20 protein-coding genes and 1 tRNA gene are annotated in these 17,822 nt (G+C 68.6%); 15 read left to right on the forward strand and 6 right to left on the reverse strand.

All coding sequences use genetic code 11. The features are described 5' to 3' along the window. Window positions 1-135: 135 nt before the first annotated feature. The 3 genes from ACWPOC_RS06315 to ACWPOC_RS06325 all read right to left on the reverse strand — a co-directional run bounded on the left by ACWPOC_RS06315 (window position 136) and on the right by ACWPOC_RS06325 (window position 1,943). The gene (locus ACWPOC_RS06315; RefSeq protein ID WP_455408210.1) at window positions 136-861 is read right to left on the reverse strand and encodes an SAF domain-containing protein; all 726 of its coding nucleotides are present in this window, start codon (window positions 859-861) and stop codon (window positions 136-138) included. A gap of 104 nt (window positions 862-965) precedes the next feature. Next, window positions 966-1,256, reverse strand: a complete 291-nt coding sequence (locus ACWPOC_RS06320; RefSeq protein WP_106200504.1) for an FmdB family zinc ribbon protein — start codon at window positions 1,254-1,256, stop codon at window positions 966-968. A gap of 84 nt (window positions 1,257-1,340) precedes the next feature. Then, window positions 1,341-1,943 (reverse strand): 5-formyltetrahydrofolate cyclo-ligase, encoded by a 603-nt coding sequence (locus ACWPOC_RS06325; RefSeq protein ID WP_455408211.1) that lies wholly within the window; start codon window positions 1,941-1,943, stop codon window positions 1,341-1,343. A 61-nt stretch (window positions 1,944-2,004) separates the two neighbouring features. Here ACWPOC_RS06325 and ACWPOC_RS06330 point away from each other — a divergent pair, with 61 nt between their 5' ends. The 7 genes from ACWPOC_RS06330 to ACWPOC_RS06360 all read left to right on the forward strand — a co-directional run bounded on the left by ACWPOC_RS06330 (window position 2,005) and on the right by ACWPOC_RS06360 (window position 7,379). Beyond that, complete coding sequence (locus ACWPOC_RS06330) at window positions 2,005-2,916, forward strand: UTP--glucose-1-phosphate uridylyltransferase (RefSeq protein ID WP_016692916.1); 912 nt, start codon at window positions 2,005-2,007, stop codon at window positions 2,914-2,916. Between the two features lie 31 nt (window positions 2,917-2,947). Continuing rightward, complete coding sequence (gene glp, locus ACWPOC_RS06335) at window positions 2,948-4,201, forward strand: molybdotransferase-like divisome protein Glp (protein WP_120281669.1); 1,254 nt, start codon at window positions 2,948-2,950, stop codon at window positions 4,199-4,201. After that, window positions 4,201-4,836, forward strand: a complete 636-nt coding sequence (locus ACWPOC_RS06340) for a GNAT family N-acetyltransferase (protein WP_120281670.1) — start codon at window positions 4,201-4,203, stop codon at window positions 4,834-4,836. Before glp ends, ACWPOC_RS06340 begins: the two co-directional genes overlap by 1 nt. Before the next feature lie 256 nt (window positions 4,837-5,092). Further along, on the forward strand, window positions 5,093-5,911 hold the full coding sequence (sepX, locus tag ACWPOC_RS06345) for a divisome protein SepX/GlpR (protein ID WP_120281671.1): 819 nt from the start codon (window positions 5,093-5,095) through the stop codon (window positions 5,909-5,911). Between the two features lie 163 nt (window positions 5,912-6,074). Next, window positions 6,075-6,147 (forward strand) — tRNA-Ala (locus ACWPOC_RS06350). A 101-nt stretch (window positions 6,148-6,248) separates the two neighbouring features. Further along, on the forward strand, window positions 6,249-6,392 hold the full coding sequence (locus tag ACWPOC_RS06355) for a hypothetical protein (protein WP_153811617.1): 144 nt from the start codon (window positions 6,249-6,251) through the stop codon (window positions 6,390-6,392). Window positions 6,393-6,530: 138 nt separating this feature from the next. Next, on the forward strand, window positions 6,531-7,379 hold the full coding sequence (locus ACWPOC_RS06360) for an SDR family oxidoreductase (RefSeq protein WP_455408212.1): 849 nt from the start codon (window positions 6,531-6,533) through the stop codon (window positions 7,377-7,379). Window positions 7,380-7,392: 13 nt separating this feature from the next. On the opposite strand, the gene ACWPOC_RS06365 is transcribed toward ACWPOC_RS06360, so the two are convergent. Continuing rightward, complete coding sequence (locus ACWPOC_RS06365) at window positions 7,393-7,860, reverse strand: FABP family protein (protein ID WP_230791921.1); 468 nt, start codon at window positions 7,858-7,860, stop codon at window positions 7,393-7,395. A 100-nt stretch (window positions 7,861-7,960) separates the two neighbouring features. Here ACWPOC_RS06365 and arcA point away from each other — a divergent pair, with 100 nt between their 5' ends. Beyond that, window positions 7,961-9,172, forward strand: coding sequence for an arginine deiminase (gene arcA, locus ACWPOC_RS06370; protein ID WP_120281674.1), 1,212 nt, complete (start codon window positions 7,961-7,963; stop codon window positions 9,170-9,172). 6 nt (window positions 9,173-9,178) lie between these two features. Here the strand turns inward: arcA and arsC are convergent, their stop codons facing one another. After that, window positions 9,179-9,526, reverse strand: a complete 348-nt coding sequence (gene arsC, locus ACWPOC_RS06375; RefSeq protein WP_120281675.1) for an arsenate reductase (glutaredoxin) — start codon at window positions 9,524-9,526, stop codon at window positions 9,179-9,181. 151 nt (window positions 9,527-9,677) lie between these two features. Between arsC and mscL the strand changes: the two genes are divergently transcribed. From mscL to ACWPOC_RS06400, 5 genes are all read left to right on the forward strand, one after another. Next, complete coding sequence (mscL, locus tag ACWPOC_RS06380; RefSeq protein ID WP_016692908.1) at window positions 9,678-10,127, forward strand: large conductance mechanosensitive channel protein MscL; 450 nt, start codon at window positions 9,678-9,680, stop codon at window positions 10,125-10,127. A 12-nt stretch (window positions 10,128-10,139) separates the two neighbouring features. After that, entirely contained in the window at window positions 10,140-10,502 is a 363-nt protein-coding gene (locus tag ACWPOC_RS06385) for a GntR family transcriptional regulator (protein ID WP_120281676.1), read from the forward strand. A gap of 114 nt (window positions 10,503-10,616) precedes the next feature. Next, window positions 10,617-12,227: a BCCT family transporter gene (locus ACWPOC_RS06390; RefSeq protein ID WP_120281677.1), complete on the forward strand. Its 1,611-nt coding sequence runs from the start codon at window positions 10,617-10,619 to the stop codon at window positions 12,225-12,227. Further along, window positions 12,224-12,670: a hypothetical protein gene (locus ACWPOC_RS06395; RefSeq protein WP_120281678.1), complete on the forward strand. Its 447-nt coding sequence runs from the start codon at window positions 12,224-12,226 to the stop codon at window positions 12,668-12,670. Before ACWPOC_RS06390 ends, ACWPOC_RS06395 begins: the two co-directional genes overlap by 4 nt. A gap of 88 nt (window positions 12,671-12,758) precedes the next feature. Continuing rightward, a complete protein-coding gene (locus ACWPOC_RS06400; protein ID WP_268655264.1) occupies window positions 12,759-13,559 on the forward strand; it encodes a T3SS (YopN, CesT) and YbjN peptide-binding chaperone 1 in 801 nt (266 codons plus the stop codon). Between the two features lie 13 nt (window positions 13,560-13,572). Here the strand turns inward: ACWPOC_RS06400 and ACWPOC_RS06405 are convergent, their stop codons facing one another. After that, window positions 13,573-15,150: a dolichyl-phosphate-mannose--protein mannosyltransferase gene (locus tag ACWPOC_RS06405; RefSeq protein ID WP_455408213.1), complete on the reverse strand. Its 1,578-nt coding sequence runs from the start codon at window positions 15,148-15,150 to the stop codon at window positions 13,573-13,575. Between the two features lie 23 nt (window positions 15,151-15,173). On the opposite strand from ACWPOC_RS06405, the gene rsmI reads away from it, so the two are divergent. Together rsmI and ACWPOC_RS06415 are read left to right on the forward strand one after the other, a co-directional pair. Further along, window positions 15,174-16,061: a 16S rRNA (cytidine(1402)-2'-O)-methyltransferase gene (gene rsmI, locus ACWPOC_RS06410; protein ID WP_455408214.1), complete on the forward strand. Its 888-nt coding sequence runs from the start codon at window positions 15,174-15,176 to the stop codon at window positions 16,059-16,061. A gap of 224 nt (window positions 16,062-16,285) precedes the next feature. Next, window positions 16,286-17,689, forward strand: a complete 1,404-nt coding sequence (locus ACWPOC_RS06415; protein WP_120281682.1) for an alanine/glycine:cation symporter family protein — start codon at window positions 16,286-16,288, stop codon at window positions 17,687-17,689. Window positions 17,690-17,822 lie beyond the last annotated feature (133 nt).

Raw genomic sequence — 17,822 nt, forward strand, 5'->3', positions numbered from 1 at the left:
TTCTCGCGGCCTGTCCGCCGGAGCCGCGCACATGAGGTGGGTCACACGGACGTCCACACGATAAACCGCGAGGTCGGTTCCTCGTGGCGATTGTGCAGGGGAAACGACCGGGACACTCGGTAACCACCGGGACATTCAGTGCAGCGTGACGGTCAGCGCGCTCACGAGCGACGCCGCAGCGACCGCCGTGGCCGGTTCGGGTTCCAGCGCGACCAGCACGACCCTCTCGTTCCGATCCCGCGCCGACCCGGCGGATTCGGCCAGCACCACCACCGCACCCCGGGCGAGGACGTGTGCGCCGGGCAGGGGGCCGTCGTCGGTCTCCGTCACCGTGAGGACGTCGACGCGGTCGCCTTCGCGGAGCAGTTCGCTCACGCCGGCATCGGCGAGCCGGATGGGCACCACGCGGGCGTCGGCGAATCCGGTGGCGGCCACGGCGAGACGGGGACCGAGAAGGCGGGTATCCACGAGGGGTTCACCGGCCGGCACGGGGCCGGCGAGCGTGTGGCCCACGGCGTCGTCGATGTCGTGCAGGGTCCCGGCGACCAGAGCGGACCGATCGCGCTCCACGTGCGCAACGTCGTCGGCTGTGAGGGTGTGCCCGGGTGCGAGCTCGCGAGCCGCGACGACGACACTCACACGATCGGTGTCGGGGTCGCCGCGCAGCGCGAGGATCACCGCCAGGACGGCGAGGAGTCCGGCCGCGATCCGGCGGGCCCGGACGATGCGCGACCAGCCGGGGCGGAGGAGTTCGACGAATCGGTCGGGGAGCGTGGGCTGCAGCGAGGCACCCGCAGAAGAGCGCGAGCGGTGCGGACGCGCGCGCTCACGCTGGAGGAACGAGAAAGGGCCGACGGGCATGCCCCGAACCTAGAAGGTGGGGATGCCCTGTCGGCCCCGATGAGCTCTCGGAAACGGCGGTCTGTGGATGACTCGACCGCCTGTGGACAAAGGAGTCCGGAAGGTCAGCTCGCGGCGGCCGCCGGAGCCGAGGACGTGCTGCTCGACGACGACGAGCTGCTGTCGCTCGACGAGGAGCTGCTCGAGCTCGTCGACGCGGATTCGCTCGCGGTGCTGCCGCTGCGGGAGTCGGTGCGGTAGAAGCCGCTGCCCTTGAACACGATGCCGACCGAGTTGAAGAGCTTGCGCAGCTTGCCCTCGCACTGCGGGCATTCGGTCAGGGAGTCGTCGCTGAAGGACTGCACGATGTCGAACTTGTTGTCGCAGGCCGTGCAGGCATATGAGTAGGTGGGCACCGGTTGATCCTCCGCCAGTTCGTCGAACCGCAGTATTCGTCGTACTGCAGTTTTGGCACTCTACCGCCGACAGTGCCAACAGCGCTAGGGAGTGTGTTGTTCCGCACGGTCGTCGCTACCGAGCCGGACCAGCCCTTTCCCGGGTGTCAGCGCCCATCCCATGCGGATGTCGTGGGGGTCCTCGGGGAGTTCGTCGACGAGCTCCTCGTCGCGGACCACCGCGATGATCACGGCGTCGGGCGAGGCGAGGTGCAGGGTGCGGTCGTAGAAGCCGGCGCCGCGGCCGAGCCGCACGCCCCGCGCGTCCACCGCGAGGGCCGGGACGAGCACCGTGTGGGCCTTCGCCACCGCCTCGGGCGGGAGGATCTCACCACCCGGCTCGCGGAGCCCGAAATTCGCCGCCATCAGTGTCTTCTCGCCCATGTAGCGGGCCCACGACAACGGTTCGTCGGTGCGTGTCACCGGGACGAGCACTGTCGTGCCGGCCTCGGTCAGAGCATCGAGGAGCGCGATCGATCCGGGCTCCGAACCCACCGGCACATATGCGCACACCACAGACCCTGCCGGGACGAGCGTCGAGGCCACCGTGGCGAGCGCGGTGTCCTCGATTCTGCGCCTCGCGGCACTCAGCTCGCGCCGAGCTGTAAGAATGCGGTCACGCCAGACCGCTTTCGGGGGTGGGGGCATGTCTGAGCCTTACGATCGCCGAACCACCGTCCTCGGTGGCCGAAGTTTAGGGTGGGAGTCTATGACGAACAGTACGACCGGAGGCACGCGGCATTTCAAGACCGCGGTTGTCCCCGCAGCAGGTATGGGGACGCGGTTCCTTCCCGCGACCAAGACGGTTCCGAAGGAACTCCTTCCGGTGGTCGACACGCCCGGTATCGAGCTCGTGGCGGGTGAAGCCGCGGAGTCGGGCGCCGAGCGCCTCCTCATCGTGACGGCGCCGGGCAAGGACGGCGTGGTCGCGCACTTCGTCGAGGACCTCGTCCTCGAGTCCAAGCTCGAGGAGAAGGGCAAGTACGAGCTCCTCGCCAAGGTCCGCAAGGCCCAGGGGCTGCTCGAGGTCGAGTCCGTGGTTCAGGAGAAGCCGCTCGGTCTCGGTCACGCCGTGGCGTGCGCCGAGGAGGCGCTCGATCCCGACGAGGACGCGATCGCCGTGCTGCTGCCCGACGACCTCGTGCTGCCGGTGGGCGTGCTGGAGACGATGCAGCGTGTCCGCGCCAAGCGTGGCGGTTCCGTGCTGTGTGCGATCGACGTGCCCAAGGATCAGGTCAGCGCGTACGGCGTCTTCGACGTCGAGGTCGTGCCGGACGCCGCCAATCCCGACGTGCTCAAGGTGCTCGGCATGGTCGAGAAGCCGGCCGTGGAGGACGCACCGTCGACCTTCGCCGCCGCCGGCCGCTACCTGCTCGACCGGGCGATCTTCGACGCACTGCGTCGCATCGAGCCCGGAGCCGGGGGAGAACTGCAGCTCACCGACGCGATCGCTCTGCTCATCTCCGAGGGTCATCCCGTCCACGTGGTGGTGCACCGCGGCACCCGACACGACCTCGGAAATCCCGGGGGCTATCTGCGCGCTGCGGTTGACTCGGCGTTGAACACGGAAGAGTACGGGCCCTCGCTGCGCGAGTGGCTCCTCGAGCGCCTGAAGCGCTGACTGCAGGACGGGCTGGAGGACGAGAAGCGGTATGCGGTCGGTTGAGGATCAGCAGGCCAGGGTCACGGCGGCGGCAGTCGCACCCCGGCCGGTCCGGGTGGCCATTTCCGAGGCGCAGGGTCTGCTGTGTGCGGAGGAAGTGGTCACCGAGCGACCCCTACCCGGATTCGACCAGGCGGCGATCGACGGATACGCCGTGCGCAGCGTCGACCTCCAGGCCCCGGCCGAGACCGACGGCGGGTCCGCGCCCGCCGAGGTGACGCTGCCGGTCGTGGGCGAGGTGCGTGCCGGTTCGCGTCAGCCGATCCGTCTTCAGCCCCGTCAGGCGGTGCGCGTCGACACCGGTGCGCCGCTGCCGACGCTCGCCGACGCGGTGCTGCCGCTCGACAACACCGACGGTGGTGCCGCGCGTATCAAGGTGCTCGAGCCGGTGCGTTCGGGCGACTACGTGCGTCGCACCGGCGACGACGTCCAGCCGGGCGACATCGCGGTGCGCGCCGGGACGATCATCGGGGCGGCCCAGGTGGGTCTGCTCGCCGCGGTCGGCCGTGACAAGGTGCTCGTCCATCCGCGGCCGCGACTGTCGGTCATCTCCGTCGGCGGCGAACTCGTCGACGTCGATCGCACGCCCGGGCCGGGACAGGTCTACGACGTCAACTCCTACGCGCTGGCCGCGGCTGCGCGCGACGCCGGAGCCGACGTCAACCGGGTCGGGATCGCCAGTACCGATCCGAAGCGGCTGCGCGAGGTCGTCGAGGGCCAGTTGATCCGCGCCGAGATCGTCGTGATCGCCGGTGCCGTGGGCGGTGGTGCGCTCGAGGAGGTCCGCGAGGCACTGTCCGATCTCGGTGAGCTGGGCGTCGAGCGGATCGCGATGCATCCCGGTTCGGTTCAGGGCTTCGGACGTCTCGGCCGCGACGAGGTGCCGACCTTCCTGCTGCCCGCCAACCCGGTGAGCGCGCTCGTCGTCTTCGAGGTGATGGTCCGGCCGTTGATCCGCATCGCGCTCGGCCGGCGCCAGCCGATGCGCCGCGTCGTCTCGGCTCGCACGGTCGCCCCCATCACCTCGATCCCCGGCCGCAAGGGTTTCCTGCGCGGCCAGCTCATGCGCGACGAGACGACGGGCGACTACCTCGTGCAGGCGCTCGGCGGCGCCGCGGGCTCGTCGTCGCACCTGCTCGCGACCCTCGCCGAGGCGAACTGTCTCGTCATCGTCGACCCCGAGGTCTCCGAGATCCGCACGGGAGATCCGGTGGACGTGGCGTTCCTCGGGCAGCGTGGTTGATGTCCCGTCATCCCGGCTGGCCGGCCGAACTGGGGCCGCTGCGGGTGGCCGGGGGCGTGGTGACCGTCCGATCGATCCGACTGCGCGATGCCGCGGCATGGAGCCGCCTGCGTCTGCGTGATCGCGCGCATCTCGAGCCGTGGGAGCCGACCGGTGAGGCGCCGTGGGACATGCGGCACCACATCTCGGTGTGGCCGGGGCTCTATCGGAGCCTGCGTACGGAGGCCCACAAAGGCCTGATGCTGCCGATGGCCATCGAGCTGGACGGCAGGTTCTGCGGTCAGTTGACGGTGGGCAACATCGTGCGCGGAGCGCTGCGCTCGGCCTGGATCGGCTACTGGGTGGAGAAGGAGGTCAACGGCCTCGGTGTCGCGACCGCCGCCGTCGCCCTCGGGCTCGACCACTGCTTCGGCCCGGTCGGGCTGCACCGCGTCGAGGCCACCGTGCGGCCCGAGAACGAGCCCAGTCGCGCGGTGCTGCGCAACGTCGGCTTCCGCGAGGAAGGTCTGTTGAAGCGCTACCTCGACGTCCAGGGCCGATTCCGCGACCATCTGCTGGTCGCGATGACGGTCGAGGAGGTGCCGGGCTCGGTCTCGGACCGTCTCGTCCGTGCCGGTCGCGCGACCTGGACCTGACCACTTCTCGTCTCGAGTCGGGTTCGTCCGTTATGTAACGCAGGTTACTCGCAACTCGAGTAACAATCCCCAGCGCGTGTGGGATCTCTGTGATTAGAGTGAAGAAAGTGTCAGTTGGTTTCGCGTGACTCGAGTGACTTCTGTAGTCGATTGAGTCGGCGTTTCTGTACAGGTAAGCGCAGTGATGCCGTTAGCCTCATGTAGGTCGGTGGCGTCGACGGGCTGGTAGGGCGACGACTGGAGGGAGGACCACCGGATGCCGAACTCGCTTCTGTGGATCGGGCTCGTTGCCGTGTGGTTGTTCGTTCTGGTGCCCATGCTGGTCACGAAGCGTCCTCGAATCCGGCAGACGACCGACGCCGCTCTCGCAACTCGAGTTCTGCACCGCGGAGACGACGAGCCGATCACCCCTCGGGGGCCGGCCGCCGGACACCGCAGCGATCCTCATTGGCGTCCGAGTCGTGACCGCACGCACCGCACCCCCGCGGAGGACCGCATGAACACTGAACTCGACGACAGGCCGGAGATCGATTCCGACGAGGCCGACGTCCACCACGAAGCAGCACCCGACCGTGAGCCCGTGCGCGCACACGCACCGCAGCGCCGAGGTCGCGGCGGATTCGACCCGCACGCCGATGCGGTCGCCAGCGCCGCGCGATACGAATTCCGTCAGCGGGCCGTTCTCGGCCTGCTGATCGCCGCGATCATGACGTCGGCGCTCGCCCTGATCGTCTCGTCGGTCATGTGGTGGCTCGCGGGTCTCGCGGCAGTGGCTCTCGTCGCCTACCTGTTCTATTTGCGGCGCCAGGTGCGTCTCGAGCAGGAGATCCGGCGGCGTCGGCTCGCGCGACTGCAGCGGTCCCGTGCAGGGGCCCGCGGCGGACACGACGACGTTCCGCAGCGCCTGCGTCGCCCGGGGGCCGTGGTCCTCGAGGTCGACGACGAGGATCCGGAGTTCGAGCATCTCGATCGCTACGAGGACGACTACGGCATCGACCACGGATACGACGTCCGAGCGGGCGACGTCGGCGACGAGCCCGGCGACTACGTCGTTCCCCGCGCAGTGGGGGAATGATCGTCCGACGATGCTTCCGGCGGGGCTCGCACCGACTCGGTGCGGGCCCCGGCCCGTCTTCGGGGCAGGTCGCGAAATCGCCCGTCACCTGCGCCGACACTCCGATTTCGTGATGGACGGGGTGGTTTGCTAGAGTTTGCGAGTCGGTTCCCTCGGAACCTACGGGGCTGTGGCGCAGTTGGTAGCGCGCTTCGTTCGCATCGAAGAGGTCAGGGGTTCGATTCCCCTCAGCTCCACCCCCGAAAGCCCCGCCCTCGGCGGGGCTTTCGTCGTACGCGGGGCCATTCGCTGGCGGGTCCACGCCGAACCCGGCAGACTGTGTGGCATGGACCACAGGATGAGTGACGACGAGTTGCGTCGGGCGATCCGGGTACTGCGCGAGCGCGCCGACCTCGCGCGCAGCGAGAATCGCCACGACGATGTCGAGATGATCGAGCGCACGATTCGGCAATACCAGGAGGAGATGGCACAGCGGCTCTGAGTTTCCATCCGCCGGAGCCCAACACTCCGGCTCACAGGTCGCTTCGCTCGGACACACAAGTCGCTTCGCTCCGGCGCATCCGGTTCTTCCGTGGCGCGCCGGAGCGTCGTGTCGTCACGGCGAGGCTAGGGTGTCGCCATGGCGATCACCGACCTGCGCGGAACCAAATTCCTTGTGACCGGCGCGGCCAGCGGAATCGGCCGCGCCCTGGCCCATGCGGCCTCCGATCGCGGGGCCCGGCTGGTGCTCACCGACCTGCAGGAGGAGGCCCTCGACGAGGTCGTCCGCAGCGTTCGTGAACGCGGCGGCACCGTGCTGCACTCGGCCGCCTTCGACATCTCCGACTACGACGTCGTCACCGCTTTCGCCCGCGACGTGCACCAGGCGTGCGGGTCGCTCGACATCGTCGCCAACGTCGCCGGAGTGTCGGTGTGGGGCACGGTCGACCGGCTGAAGCACGAGCATTGGAAGCTCATGGTGGACGTCAACCTCATGGGGCCCATCCACGTCATCGAGAACTTCGTGCCGGCCATGATCGAGGCCGGTCGCGGCGGGCACATCGTCAACGTCTCCTCGGCCGCCGGGCTGCTCGCCCTGCCGTGGCACGCCGCCTACAGTGCAAGCAAATTCGGTCTGCGCGGAGTGTCGGAGGTGCTGCGGTTCGACCTCAGACGCGACGGCATCGGTGTCTCGCTCGTCGTCCCGGGGGCCGTGCGGACACCGCTGGTCGACACCGTGCAGATCGTCGGCGTCGACCGCGACCGCCCCGAGGTCCGCAAGCTCACCCAACGGTTCGTCCGGCACGCCGCGACCCCCGAGAAGGTGGCCGAACGCATCGTCGCCGGCATCCTGAAGAACCGCTTCATGGTCTACACGTCGTTCGACACCCGGTTCGGGTACTGGTGGGCCCGCAAGTTCGCGCCGCCCTACAACCTCGTCATGCAGGCCGCCAACGACTACTTCCGTCGCGTCGTCGGCACCAAGTGACGATTCTTCCGAATCATTCCGACGCGCGGTGCAGTTCGGCGTGCAGGTGATGCGTCAGCGGGGTGTCGGCGTGGGCCATCCAGAAGTCGTAGACCAGCACGTCGCCGTCGACCTCGAACCGCCGCCGGACCTCGCGCACCGGTTTGGCGTCGGGTGAGCGCTCCAGGGTGAGGGTGGTGAAGTCCAGCACGCCGCCCTCCGGCCGGGCCCGCTGGATCTCGACGAACCCGGTGGGCTGCGAGACGAGCAGTTCGACGTCGTCGCCGCTGCGGCGCAGGTAGCCGTTCTCCGTGTGCAGCGGGCGTCCCTCCGTCCGGTGCCGCGTACGGCTGACGTACATCAGGAAGGGCTTGCCGGGAATGGTGGCGAACTCGATCGTCTCGTCGTACGCGAAGTCGTCGATGGTGGGATAGTGGCCGTCACCACCTCCGGTCCAGCGCCCGGCGAACGGTGCCAGGCACCCGAGCGGGTCGTCGGCCATGAAATCTCCCTCGTGTTCTCGGTGTGTTCTTCGCAATCGTTGTCGCCGTACTCGACGCGCCTGACCCGGTTGCCGCCGTCCTGCGCGATACCGTGAGCATATGAGTCATCGCTGGGGTGTCGAGTCCGAAGTCGGTGAACTCCGCGCCGTGATGCTGCACCGGCCCGGCGCCGAACTCGAACGCCTCACGCCCCGCAACAACGACCAGCTGCTCTTCGACGCCCTGCCGTGGGTGGCGCGCGCCCAGGAGGAACACGACGCCTTCGCCGAGTTGCTGCGCAGCCGCGGGGTCGAGGTGTTCCTGCTGGCCGACCTGCTCACCGAGACACTCGAGGCCAGTGGCGCCGCGCGGGTGCAGAGCGTGTCGTCGGCCGTCGACGCGCAGCGTCTCGGTTATGCGCTCGCGGAGGAGCTGACGGGCCATCTGCGTGCCCTGCCCGCTGCCGAGCTCGCCCGGATCCTCATCGCGGGCATGACCTTCGACGAACTGCCCGCGGTGGGCAACGGCGCAGCTCCGTCCCTCGTGCGCCTGATGCACCACGGTTCCGATTTCGCGATCGCACCGCTGCCGAACCTCCTCTTCACGCGCGATTCGTCGTTCTGGCTCGGATCGCGCGTCGCGATCCCCAACCTGGCCCTGCCTGCGCGCCGGCGCGAGACCAGCCTCACCGACCTCATCTACGCCTTCCACCCGCAGTTCCTCCACGTGCGACGCGCGTACGAATCGCACACCGCGCCGGTCGAGGGCGGCGACGTGTTGCTGCTCGCGCCCGGCGTCGTCGCCGTCGGGGTGGGGGAGAGGACGAGTCCGGCCGGTGCGGAAGCGTTGGCGCGCAGCGTCTTCGACGACGGGCTCGCGCACACGGTGCTGGCGGTCCCGATCGAGCAGCGGCGGGCGTCGATGCACCTCGACACCGTGTGCACGATGGTCGACGTCGACGCGGTCGTGATGTATCCGGCGATCCGGGACAGCCTGCAGGCGTTCGCCATCCGCCGCGAGAACGGTGCGGTGCAGATCTCGGGGCCGCGCCCGTTCCTCGAGGCCGCCGCCGACGCGATGGGGATCGAGAAACTGCGCGTCATCGACACCGGTCTGGATTCCGTTGTCGCCGAGCGGGAGCAGTGGGACGACGGGAACAACACGCTCGCCGTCGCGCCCGGCGTCGTCGTCGCCTACGAACGCAATGTCGAGACGAACACCCGTCTCGAGGACTCGGGGGTCGAAGTGCTGCGGATCGCCGGGTCGGAACTCGGTTCCGGCCGCGGCGGTCCGCGATGCATGTCGTGCCCGCTCTCGCGTGCGGCCCTGTAGCTGCCGTCAGAGGATCTCGCGCACCTTGTCGACCGGACGCGCGAGCACGGTGCCCTTGTCGGTGACGACCAGCGGACGTTCGATGAGGATCGGGTTCGCGACCATCGCGTCGAGCAGTTCGTCCTCGGACGCCTCGACGAGGTTCAGCTCCTTGTAGAGCGATTCCTTCTTCCGGATCGCCTGGCTCGGTGTGAGACCTGCCGCATCGAGCAGCGACCGCAGCTCGTCGCGGGAAGGCGGAGTCTCGAGATATTTGATGACCGTGGGTTCGAGTCCGTTCTCCTTCAGCAGCGCCAAAGTGTTGCGTGACGTGCTGCAGCGCGGGTTGTGATAGATCGTCGCCGTGGTTGCCATGGCCCGATTCTGCCCTGACACAGTCCGTATTCAGGTGCCACCCGCGGCCGTGTTGCCCGATTCGTCCCTGTTGAAGCTGCTGGGAAGCGTTATTACGATTTCCGCGCCCTGAAGTTTTTCGAATTCTCTCTCAGAAAAGGCACGGAGCACGATGCTCAAAGGTTTCAAGGATTTCCTGCTGCGCGGAAACGTCGTCGAACTCGCCGTCGCAGTGGTCGTCGGCGCGGCGTTCACGTCCATCGTCACGGCGTTCACCGATCACATCGTGAACCCGCTGGTCGCCGCTGTGGGTGGCGACAACGAGATGGGCTTCGGCTTCCGCCTGCTCTCGTCGAACGACGCGACCTTCGTCAACCTCGGTGCCGTCATCTCCGCGGCGATCAACTTCTTCATCATCGCCGCCGTCGTCTACTTCGTGCTCATCGTGCCGGTCAATGCCGCCAAGGCCCGCTTCGCGCCGGAGAAGGAGCCCGAGGACGAGCCGCTGAGCGAGACCGATCTGCTCATCCAGATCCGCGACCTCCTCGAGACCGGCAGCTACAACACCGCCCCTGCCGACGCGCCCTCCGCCGAAGCGCCGGTCAAGGTCACCGAGCGCTGATAACCTGCGAGAATGCTCGACCTCACCATCGATCCCGACTCGCCCGTCCCGCCGTTCGAGCAACTGCGCCGGCGCATCGTCGAGCTGGTACACGATGGTGAGCTGATCGCAGGTTCCAAGCTGCCCACCGTCCGGGGCCTCGCCGACACCCTCGGCATCGCACCGAACACGGTCGCCAAGACCTATCGGGAACTCGAGAGGCTGGGCGTGCTCGAGGCCCGCGGGCGGGCGGGGACATTCGTCGCCGACACCGGCGATCCCACCCGCACGCGAGCCCAGCGATCCACCAACGAGTACGTCGCCGAGGTGAGGGCACTCGGGATGTCCGACGAGGAGATCCTCGAATTCGTCTCGGCCGCTCTGCGCGCGGGCTGACCTGCCGATCTGCGGGATCGCGCAGAGTATGCATGTCGCGTCCGAAATGTGACGATTTTCTCGGGTTCGGCGATTCCGCTCCGCAGGCGCCCGAAACTTGCAAGGTTTGTTCGCATGAACGTCCCTGGTGATCGGCCCGGGTCCGAGGAGATCGACGAGGTCTCGGGCGCTCCTGCTTCCGAAGTAGCCGCCTCCGCGGCGCATCCGCCGAAGACCGACAAAGTCGTCTTCGGCGTCGCTGCCGCGCTGGTCGCGGCGATCGTGGTGTGGGGCCTGGCCGCCACCGAGAACTTCGGGACCGTCACCGGGAGCATCCTCGACTGGATCGTCGTCGAGTTCGGTTGGTTGTTCGTGCTCACGGCGAGCGGATTCGTGTTCTTCGCGCTCTGGCTGGCGGTGAGCCGCTACGGCCGCATCCCGCTCGGCAAGGACGACGAGAAGCCGGAGTTCCGCACGGTCAGCTGGATCTCGATGATGTTCGCCGCCGGCATGGGCATCGGCCTGATGTTCTTCGGCGTCGCCGAACCGCTCTCGCACTTCGTCGAGCCGCCACCGGGCAGCAACGGCGGCACCGGCGTCGCGATGGCGACCTCGATGTTCCACTGGAGCCTGCATCCCTGGGCGATCTACGCCGTGGTGGGTCTGGCCATCGCGTACGGCACCTTCCGCAAGGGGCGCAAGCAGCTCATCAGCTCGGCGTTCATCCCGCTGCTGGGACGCCGGGCCGAAGGTCCGCTCGGCAAGGTCATCGACATCCTCGCCCTGTTCGCGACCCTCTTCGGCACCGCGGCGTCGCTCGGCCTGGGCGCGCTGCAGATCGGCTCGGGCTTCGAGGTCACCGGCTGGCTCGAGACGGCCGGAGTGATGCTGCTCGTCGCGATCGTCGCACTGCTCACGCTCGCGTTCATCGCGTCCGCGGTCACCGGTGTCGCCAAGGGCATCCAGTACCTGTCGAACATCAACATGGTGCTCGCCGCGATCCTGGCGATCTTCGTGTTCGTGCTCGGCCCCACCGTCTTCATCCTCAACCTCGTGCCCACCACCCTCGGTGCCTACGCCGCGGAGTTCGCCCGCATGTCGGCGCGCACGGCCGCCTCCAACGAGGCCGCAGGTGAGTGGCTGTCGAGCTGGACGATCTTCTACTGGGCGTGGTGGGTCTCGTGGGCACCCTTCGTCGGCATGTTCCTCGCCCGGATCAGCCGCGGCCGCACCATCCGCGAGTTCGTCGTCGGTGTCATCCTCGTCCCGAGCCTCGTCAGCCTCATCTGGTTCTCGGTGTTCGGCGGCGCCGGCATCGGACAGCAACTCGACGGCCTGGACATCGCGGGTGCCGACAGCGTCGAAGGACAGCTGTTCGGGGTGCTCGGCAACCTTCCGCTCACCGGTATCGCCACGGTCGTCGCGATGCTCCTCATCGCCATCTTCTTCATCTCCGGAGCTGATTCCGCGTCGATGGTGATGGGCAGCCTCAGTCAACGCGGCACCCTCGCGCCGAATCGCGGCGTCGTGGTCTTCTGGGGCGGACTCACCGGTGGTGTCGCGGCACTGCTGCTGTGGAGCGGCGGCGAGGAAGCGCTCAACGCCCTGCAGACGATGACGATCATCGCTGCAGCCCCCTTCCTTCTCGTGATGATCGGCCTGTGCGTGTCGCTGTACCGGGATCTGCAGCGCGACCCCCTGATCACGGGCGGGCGCAGGAAACGGACACTGCGCAAGGTCGAATGACCGAGCGGTCCCACATCGAGGGCGTCGAGTTCCTGCTCGACGTCCTCGATGCGCGTCCGGGCACGTCCGTCCTCGCGATCGACACCGGGCCCGCCTCCGCCGTGGTCGCCGAGCACGTCGGTCCCCACGGCCGAATGCGCGTGGCCCCCTCGGCGACCCGCGCATACGAGTTCACCCGCCAGGAGAAGTTCGACCGTATCTACGCACTCGACATCCCCGAATTCCGCGAGGACACCGCCGCCGTGGCCGCCCTCGCCCCATTGCTGGCCGACGACGGGCAATTGTGGGTGATCGACGAGGCAGGGCCGGGAGAGGACACCGGAACCGTCTCGATGACGGTGAGCACCGTTCTCGCACAGGCAGGATTCGCAATCGTCGACATCCTCGAACGCGGGTCGCGGGTCGCGGTGTGGGCAGCAATCGGACGGCGGCATCACGGGTGACACACGACGCCGCGTGCCTGCGGTGAGTTGTCGCCCACTCCGAGTACGGTGTCGCCTGCCCGGCAGTTGCTCTTCGAGAGGAGTGCGCGTGACCGACACCGACCGATTCGACGAGGCCCTCGACCGCGATTGGGCCCGTTACGCCTCGCAGCTGGCCCGGCGCATCTCCGAACTCGCCGGATCCGACACCTTCGAGCTGCACGCCGAGACCGTCTCGGGGCCCGCGGCCTGCGTGCGGGTGCTGGCGACTTCCGGCGGAGGCGCCACGGTCGAGGTCACCGGATCGGAGCCGGTCACCCGGTCCGTGTCCGAGGCCGGCATGCTCGCCAGGCACATCGTGTCGGTGCTGCGCGGTCGTGGGAAGGTGCCGCATCCGGCCTTCCTGCAGGCGCACCCGCCGTCCGCCCTCGGCGACCTACGCGAGCGTGTGAGCGACGCGCTCGCGCACGCCCTCGGACGCCCGGTGCCGGTCGACGCCGACGGCGACTTCGTCGTCGTCCTCGACTCCCAGGTGGTCTTCGTCGTGATCGACGACGACGGCAGCATCCGGCTGTGGGCGCCGCTGCTGCACGCGATCCCCGAGGACGACACCCCGGGAACCGCGCCCGCCGGCGGTCGCACCCACGCCCTGGCCGAGCTCACCGAACTGAACCGGACGTGGCCGCACATCAAGGTGGTGCTCGTCGAGGACCGGCTCGTCGCCACCGTCGACCTGCTCGGCGATCCGTTCGTGCCCCGCCACCTGTCCGAGCTGCTCCAGCGACTCAAGGGCTTCCTCACGGTCGTCGACGAGCGATTCGCGCGTCGCTTCGACGGCGTCCGCTACGGCTCCGACAGGGAACACGACGTCGAGCTGCCCGAGGGCAGCGTGCTCGACGAACCGAATTGAACTCGAACTCTCCTCAGCGCCAGCTGGGGAGCCACAGCTGGTCGTTCCAGTGCTCCGGCGTGATCGGCAGCGCCGTGAGGATCGGCCACAACCACACGAAGTTTGCGACGACGAGCCCGACGTACAGGCACACCACGAGCAACCCGGTCGTCCGCCGTTCCGTCGAGGCGTGCGGCGACCCGAGGATGTCACCGAGCACCAGTGCGACACCCATCACCAGGAAGGGTGCCATCGGCACCGCGTAGAAGTAGTACATCTGCCGGTCGAGGCTCGCGAACCACGGCAGGATCCCCGCGCCGTAACCGGTGAGCACCGCGGCCCACCGCCAGTCGCGGCGGACGAGCAGCTGCCACAGTCCCCACCCGAGCACCGGCAACGACACCCACCACAGCGCCGGCGTTCCGACCAGCATCACGGCCTTGACGCACTGCTCCGCGTCGCACCCGCTGATCCGCTCGCCGTCGGCGAAGTAGTACAGCATCGGTCGCAGCCCCATCGGCCACGTCCACGGCTTCGACTCCCAGGGGTGCTGATTGCCGGCCGAGTTCGTCAGGCCGGAGTGGAACTCGAGGACGCTCGCGCTGTAGTACCAGAGCGATCGCAGCGCGTCGGGAACGAAGGAGAACATTCCGTCGTGACCGATCCGCGAGCCGACCGCGTGACGGTAGACGCCGGTCTCGCTCGCGAACCACGCCCAGTAGGTCGACAGATAAACCCCGAGCGGGACGAGCACGAGGGCGTACAACGCTGGGCCGATATCGCGCAGGGCCGTCCCGACCCACGGTCGCTGCACCCGGTACGCGCGACGCGTCGCGAGGTCGAAGGCCACGGACATCAGCCCGAAGAACGCGATGAAGTACAGGCCCGACCACTTGGTGCCCACCGCCAGACCCAGCAGGATGCCTGCGCCGAAGCGCCACCAGCGCACCCCGAAACGCGGACCCCACACACTGTCGAGGACACGACCCTCGGCGTGCACCTTCGCCATGCGGGCACGCACGTCGTCGCGGTCGACGATCAGGCACCCGAAGGCGGCGACGACGAAGACCGCCTGGAAGATGTCGAGCATGCCGAGGCGGGACGACACGAAGGTCACCCCGTCGACGACGAGCAGCAGACCGGCGACCGCGCCGAGCATCGTCGACCGGGCCAGCCGCCGCACGATCCGCACGACCAGCAGGACGAGCACGACACCGGCCGCCGCGGCCGAGAAACGCCAGCCCCACGCGGTGTATCCGAACAGTGCCTCGCCGATCGCGATCATCTGTTTGCCGACGGGCGGATGCACGACGAGCCCGTAACCGGGGTTGTCCTCGATCCAGCCCCCGGTGAGCACCTGCCAACCCTGCGGGGCATAGTGCTTCTCGTCGAACACCGGCGTCTTCGCGTCGGTGGGGTAGTTGAGCATCGTGAACCGCGTGATCGCGGCGAGCGCCGTGACGAAGGCGGTGACGACCCAGCCGCGCGCCCGATCTCCGGGGAGAGGCTCGGGTCCGGGCACCAACGGGCCGGGACCGAGAAGGCGACGATCCTGCGCTGCCGACGGACCACGGCCGGGGGCCTGTGAAGGGCTGCGGTCCGTCACGGTCACGTTCCGATCGTAGGCTGAGCCGTATGCAGGCAGCCAAACCGGTCCAGGGCGCGAATCCGGGAGAGGGCCGGCTCGTGCTGGCCGCCACCCCGATGGGAGACATCGGTGACGCCTCGGCGCGTCTCCGCGACGCACTCGGCACCGCCGACGTGATCGCCGCCGAGGACACCCGCCGCACCAAGGCACTCGCCGCGGCGCTCGGCGTCACCCTCACCGGGCGGGTCGTGAGCTTCTACGACCAGGTCGAGGTGTCGCGGCTGCCGGGTCTCGTCACCGACATCGAGGAGGGCCGCACCGTCCTGCTCGTCACCGACGCGGGTATGCCGTCCGTGAGCGATCCCGGCTACCGGCTCGTCGCGGCGTGCGTCGAAGCCGGTCTGCCGGTGACCTGCCTGCCCGGTCCGTCGGCCGTGACCACCGCCCTCGCCCTGTCGGGTCTGCCGGTCGAGCGGTTCTGCTTCGACGGGTTCCCGCCCCGCAAGCCGGGTCAGCGACGCGCGTGGCTCGGAACGCTCGTCCAGGAGCCCCGGGCCGTGGTGTTCTTCGAGGCACCGCACCGGCTCGCGGCGTGCCTGGCCGACGCCGTCGACGTACTCGGCGGCGACCGTCGCGCCGCCGTCTGCCGCGAACTCACCAAGACCTACGAGGAAGTGCGCCGCGGCACGCTCGCGGAGCTCGCCGAGTGGGCCGTCGAGGGCGCGCGCGGTGAGATCACCGTGGTGCTCGAAGGGGCGGTCGCGGTGGCCACCGACCCCGTCGACCTCGTCGACGAGGTGGAATGGAAGGTCGAGGACGGGATGCGGCTGAAGGATGCCTGCGCCGTCGTCGCCGAGGCCGCGTCGAAGTCGTCCGGCGCGACGGTCTCGAAGCGCGAACTGTACGACGCGGTGCTGGAAGCGCGTCGCGACTGACGCGGTGCTGGAAGCGCGTCGCGACTGACGCGGTGCCGGAGGCGCGTCGCGACTGACGAGGTCTGCCGCACACCGATCGAGAAAACCGCATATCGGACGCGCTGTGGGGTCCGGAGACACTGCGTGCCACGGAAGCCTAGACTCTGCCGCGTCCCGAATGCAGACGTCACCGGCACCGGCCGGTCGGACGCTGTCGGGGGCTTCGGACGATCAGGAGGACGCGGATGGATTCGGTGAACGATTTCCTCGTCGAGGTGGCAGGGGTGGTGTGGGGGCCGTACCTGCTCATCCCGCTGCTGTTGGGTACGGGCCTCGTGCTCACGATCCGGCTGAGGGGCGTCCAGTTCCGCAAACTGTGGCCCGCACTGCGGCTGGGTCTGATCACCCGCCACGACGAAGGCGCCACCGAAGGCGACATCTCCCAATACCAGGCGCTGACCACCGCGCTCGCCGCGACGGTGGGCGTGGGCAACATCGCCGGTGTCGGCACCGCGATCTACTTCGGTGGGCCCGGCGCGCTGTTCTGGATGTGGGTCACCGGCCTGGTCGGCATGGCGAGCAAGTACTCCGAGGCGTTCCTCGGCGTGAAGTACCGCACGACCGACGCCAAGGGTGAGCAGAGCGGTGGTCCGCAGTACTACCTCGCCCGAGCCATCCCCAACAAGGCCGGTCTCGTCCTGAGCCTGCTGTTCGCGGTGTTCGCCGTGCTCGCCAGCTTCGGTATCGGCAACATGACCCAGGCAAACACCGTCGCCACCCAGCTCGACGACACCTTCGGTGTGCCGACCTGGATCAGCGGTGTGCTCATGACGGTGCTCGCTGCCGCAGTCCTGCTCGGCGGCATCAAGTCCATCGGCAGGGTCACCGCCGCCTTCGTGCCCGCGATGATCCTCCTGTACGTCGGCGCCGGCATCGTCGTCCTCGCGGTCAACTTCACGCAGATCCCCGACGCCTTCGCGCTCATCTTCACCGACGCCTTCACCGGCACCGCGGCCACCGGCGGCTTCATCGGGTCGGTCTTCATGATCGCGCTGCGCTACGGCGTCGCCCGCGGCATCTTCTCGAACGAGTCGGGCATGGGCAGCGCGGCGATCGCCGCCGCGGCCGCCCAGACCACCCACCCGGTCCGTCAGGGCCTGGTGTCGATGACCCAGACGTTCATCGACACGATCATCGTCGTCACCTTCACCGGCCTGGTCATCGTCACCACCGGAGCCTGGGAGTCCGGCGAGCAGGGCGCTGCCATGACGTCGGCCGGCTTCGCCGACGGCCTCGGCGGGGACTGGGGTCACTGGATCGTCGCCGTCTCGGTCGTCTTCTTCGCCTTCTCGACGATCCTCGGCTGGTCGTACTACGGCGAGCGGTGCGTCGAGCGTCTCGTCGGTCGCCGCGGCGTGGTGCCCTACCGTGCGATCTTCGTGATCGTCGTATTCATCGGTGCCACCACCCAGCTCGAGGTGGTGTGGAACTTCTCCGATGTGATGAACGGCCTCATGGCCCTGCCGAACCTGATCGGTCTGCTGGTGCTGTCGGGTCTGATTGCGCGGGAGACGAAGGCCTATCTCGATCGCGACCCGTACCTGTTGGGCAACCCCGTCGCGATGGACGATCCCGACACCGTCAAGTAACCGGAAAAACGGGAAAGGGCCCCGCGATGCGGGGCCCTCAACGTATGTGGAGCATGCCTCCACGCCGACCCGGAACTACCCCTCGTCAGTCCCTATCGGCGTGGAGGCCCCCGCCCCACGCTGCAAGGTCGAA

This window comes from Rhodococcus sp. 5G237 (genome assembly GCF_053764735.1).

What these genes read in the sequence shown, in the direction of transcription:
- ACWPOC_RS06355 (WP_153811617.1), top strand. Translation starts at nt 6,249, where the DNA reads ATGAGTGACGACGAGTTGCGTCGGGCGATCCGGGTACTGCGCGAGCGC.
- arsC (WP_120281675.1), bottom strand. Translation starts at nt 9,526, where the DNA reads ATGGCAACCACGGCGACGATCTATCACAACCCGCGCTGCAGCACGTCA.
- ACWPOC_RS06415 (WP_120281682.1), top strand. Translation starts at nt 16,286, where the DNA reads ATGGATTCGGTGAACGATTTCCTCGTCGAGGTGGCAGGGGTGGTGTGG.
- sepX (WP_120281671.1), top strand. Translation starts at nt 5,093, where the DNA reads ATGCCGAACTCGCTTCTGTGGATCGGGCTCGTTGCCGTGTGGTTGTTC.
- ACWPOC_RS06360 (WP_455408212.1), top strand. Translation starts at nt 6,531, where the DNA reads ATGGCGATCACCGACCTGCGCGGAACCAAATTCCTTGTGACCGGCGCG.
- ACWPOC_RS06365 (WP_230791921.1), bottom strand. Translation starts at nt 7,860, where the DNA reads ATGGCCGACGACCCGCTCGGGTGCCTGGCACCGTTCGCCGGGCGCTGG.
- ACWPOC_RS06315 (WP_455408210.1), bottom strand. Translation starts at nt 861, where the DNA reads ATGCCCGTCGGCCCTTTCTCGTTCCTCCAGCGTGAGCGCGCGCGTCCG.
- mscL (WP_016692908.1), top strand. Translation starts at nt 9,678, where the DNA reads ATGCTCAAAGGTTTCAAGGATTTCCTGCTGCGCGGAAACGTCGTCGAA.
- arcA (WP_120281674.1), top strand. Translation starts at nt 7,961, where the DNA reads ATGAGTCATCGCTGGGGTGTCGAGTCCGAAGTCGGTGAACTCCGCGCC.
- ACWPOC_RS06390 (WP_120281677.1), top strand. Translation starts at nt 10,617, where the DNA reads ATGAACGTCCCTGGTGATCGGCCCGGGTCCGAGGAGATCGACGAGGTC.
- rsmI (WP_455408214.1), top strand. Translation starts at nt 15,174, where the DNA reads ATGCAGGCAGCCAAACCGGTCCAGGGCGCGAATCCGGGAGAGGGCCGG.
- ACWPOC_RS06385 (WP_120281676.1), top strand. Translation starts at nt 10,140, where the DNA reads ATGCTCGACCTCACCATCGATCCCGACTCGCCCGTCCCGCCGTTCGAG.
- ACWPOC_RS06340 (WP_120281670.1), top strand. Translation starts at nt 4,201, where the DNA reads ATGTCCCGTCATCCCGGCTGGCCGGCCGAACTGGGGCCGCTGCGGGTG.
- ACWPOC_RS06330 (WP_016692916.1), top strand. Translation starts at nt 2,005, where the DNA reads ATGACGAACAGTACGACCGGAGGCACGCGGCATTTCAAGACCGCGGTT.
- ACWPOC_RS06325 (WP_455408211.1), bottom strand. Translation starts at nt 1,943, where the DNA reads ATGCCCCCACCCCCGAAAGCGGTCTGGCGTGACCGCATTCTTACAGCT.
- glp (WP_120281669.1), top strand. Translation starts at nt 2,948, where the DNA reads ATGCGGTCGGTTGAGGATCAGCAGGCCAGGGTCACGGCGGCGGCAGTC.
- ACWPOC_RS06395 (WP_120281678.1), top strand. Translation starts at nt 12,224, where the DNA reads ATGACCGAGCGGTCCCACATCGAGGGCGTCGAGTTCCTGCTCGACGTC.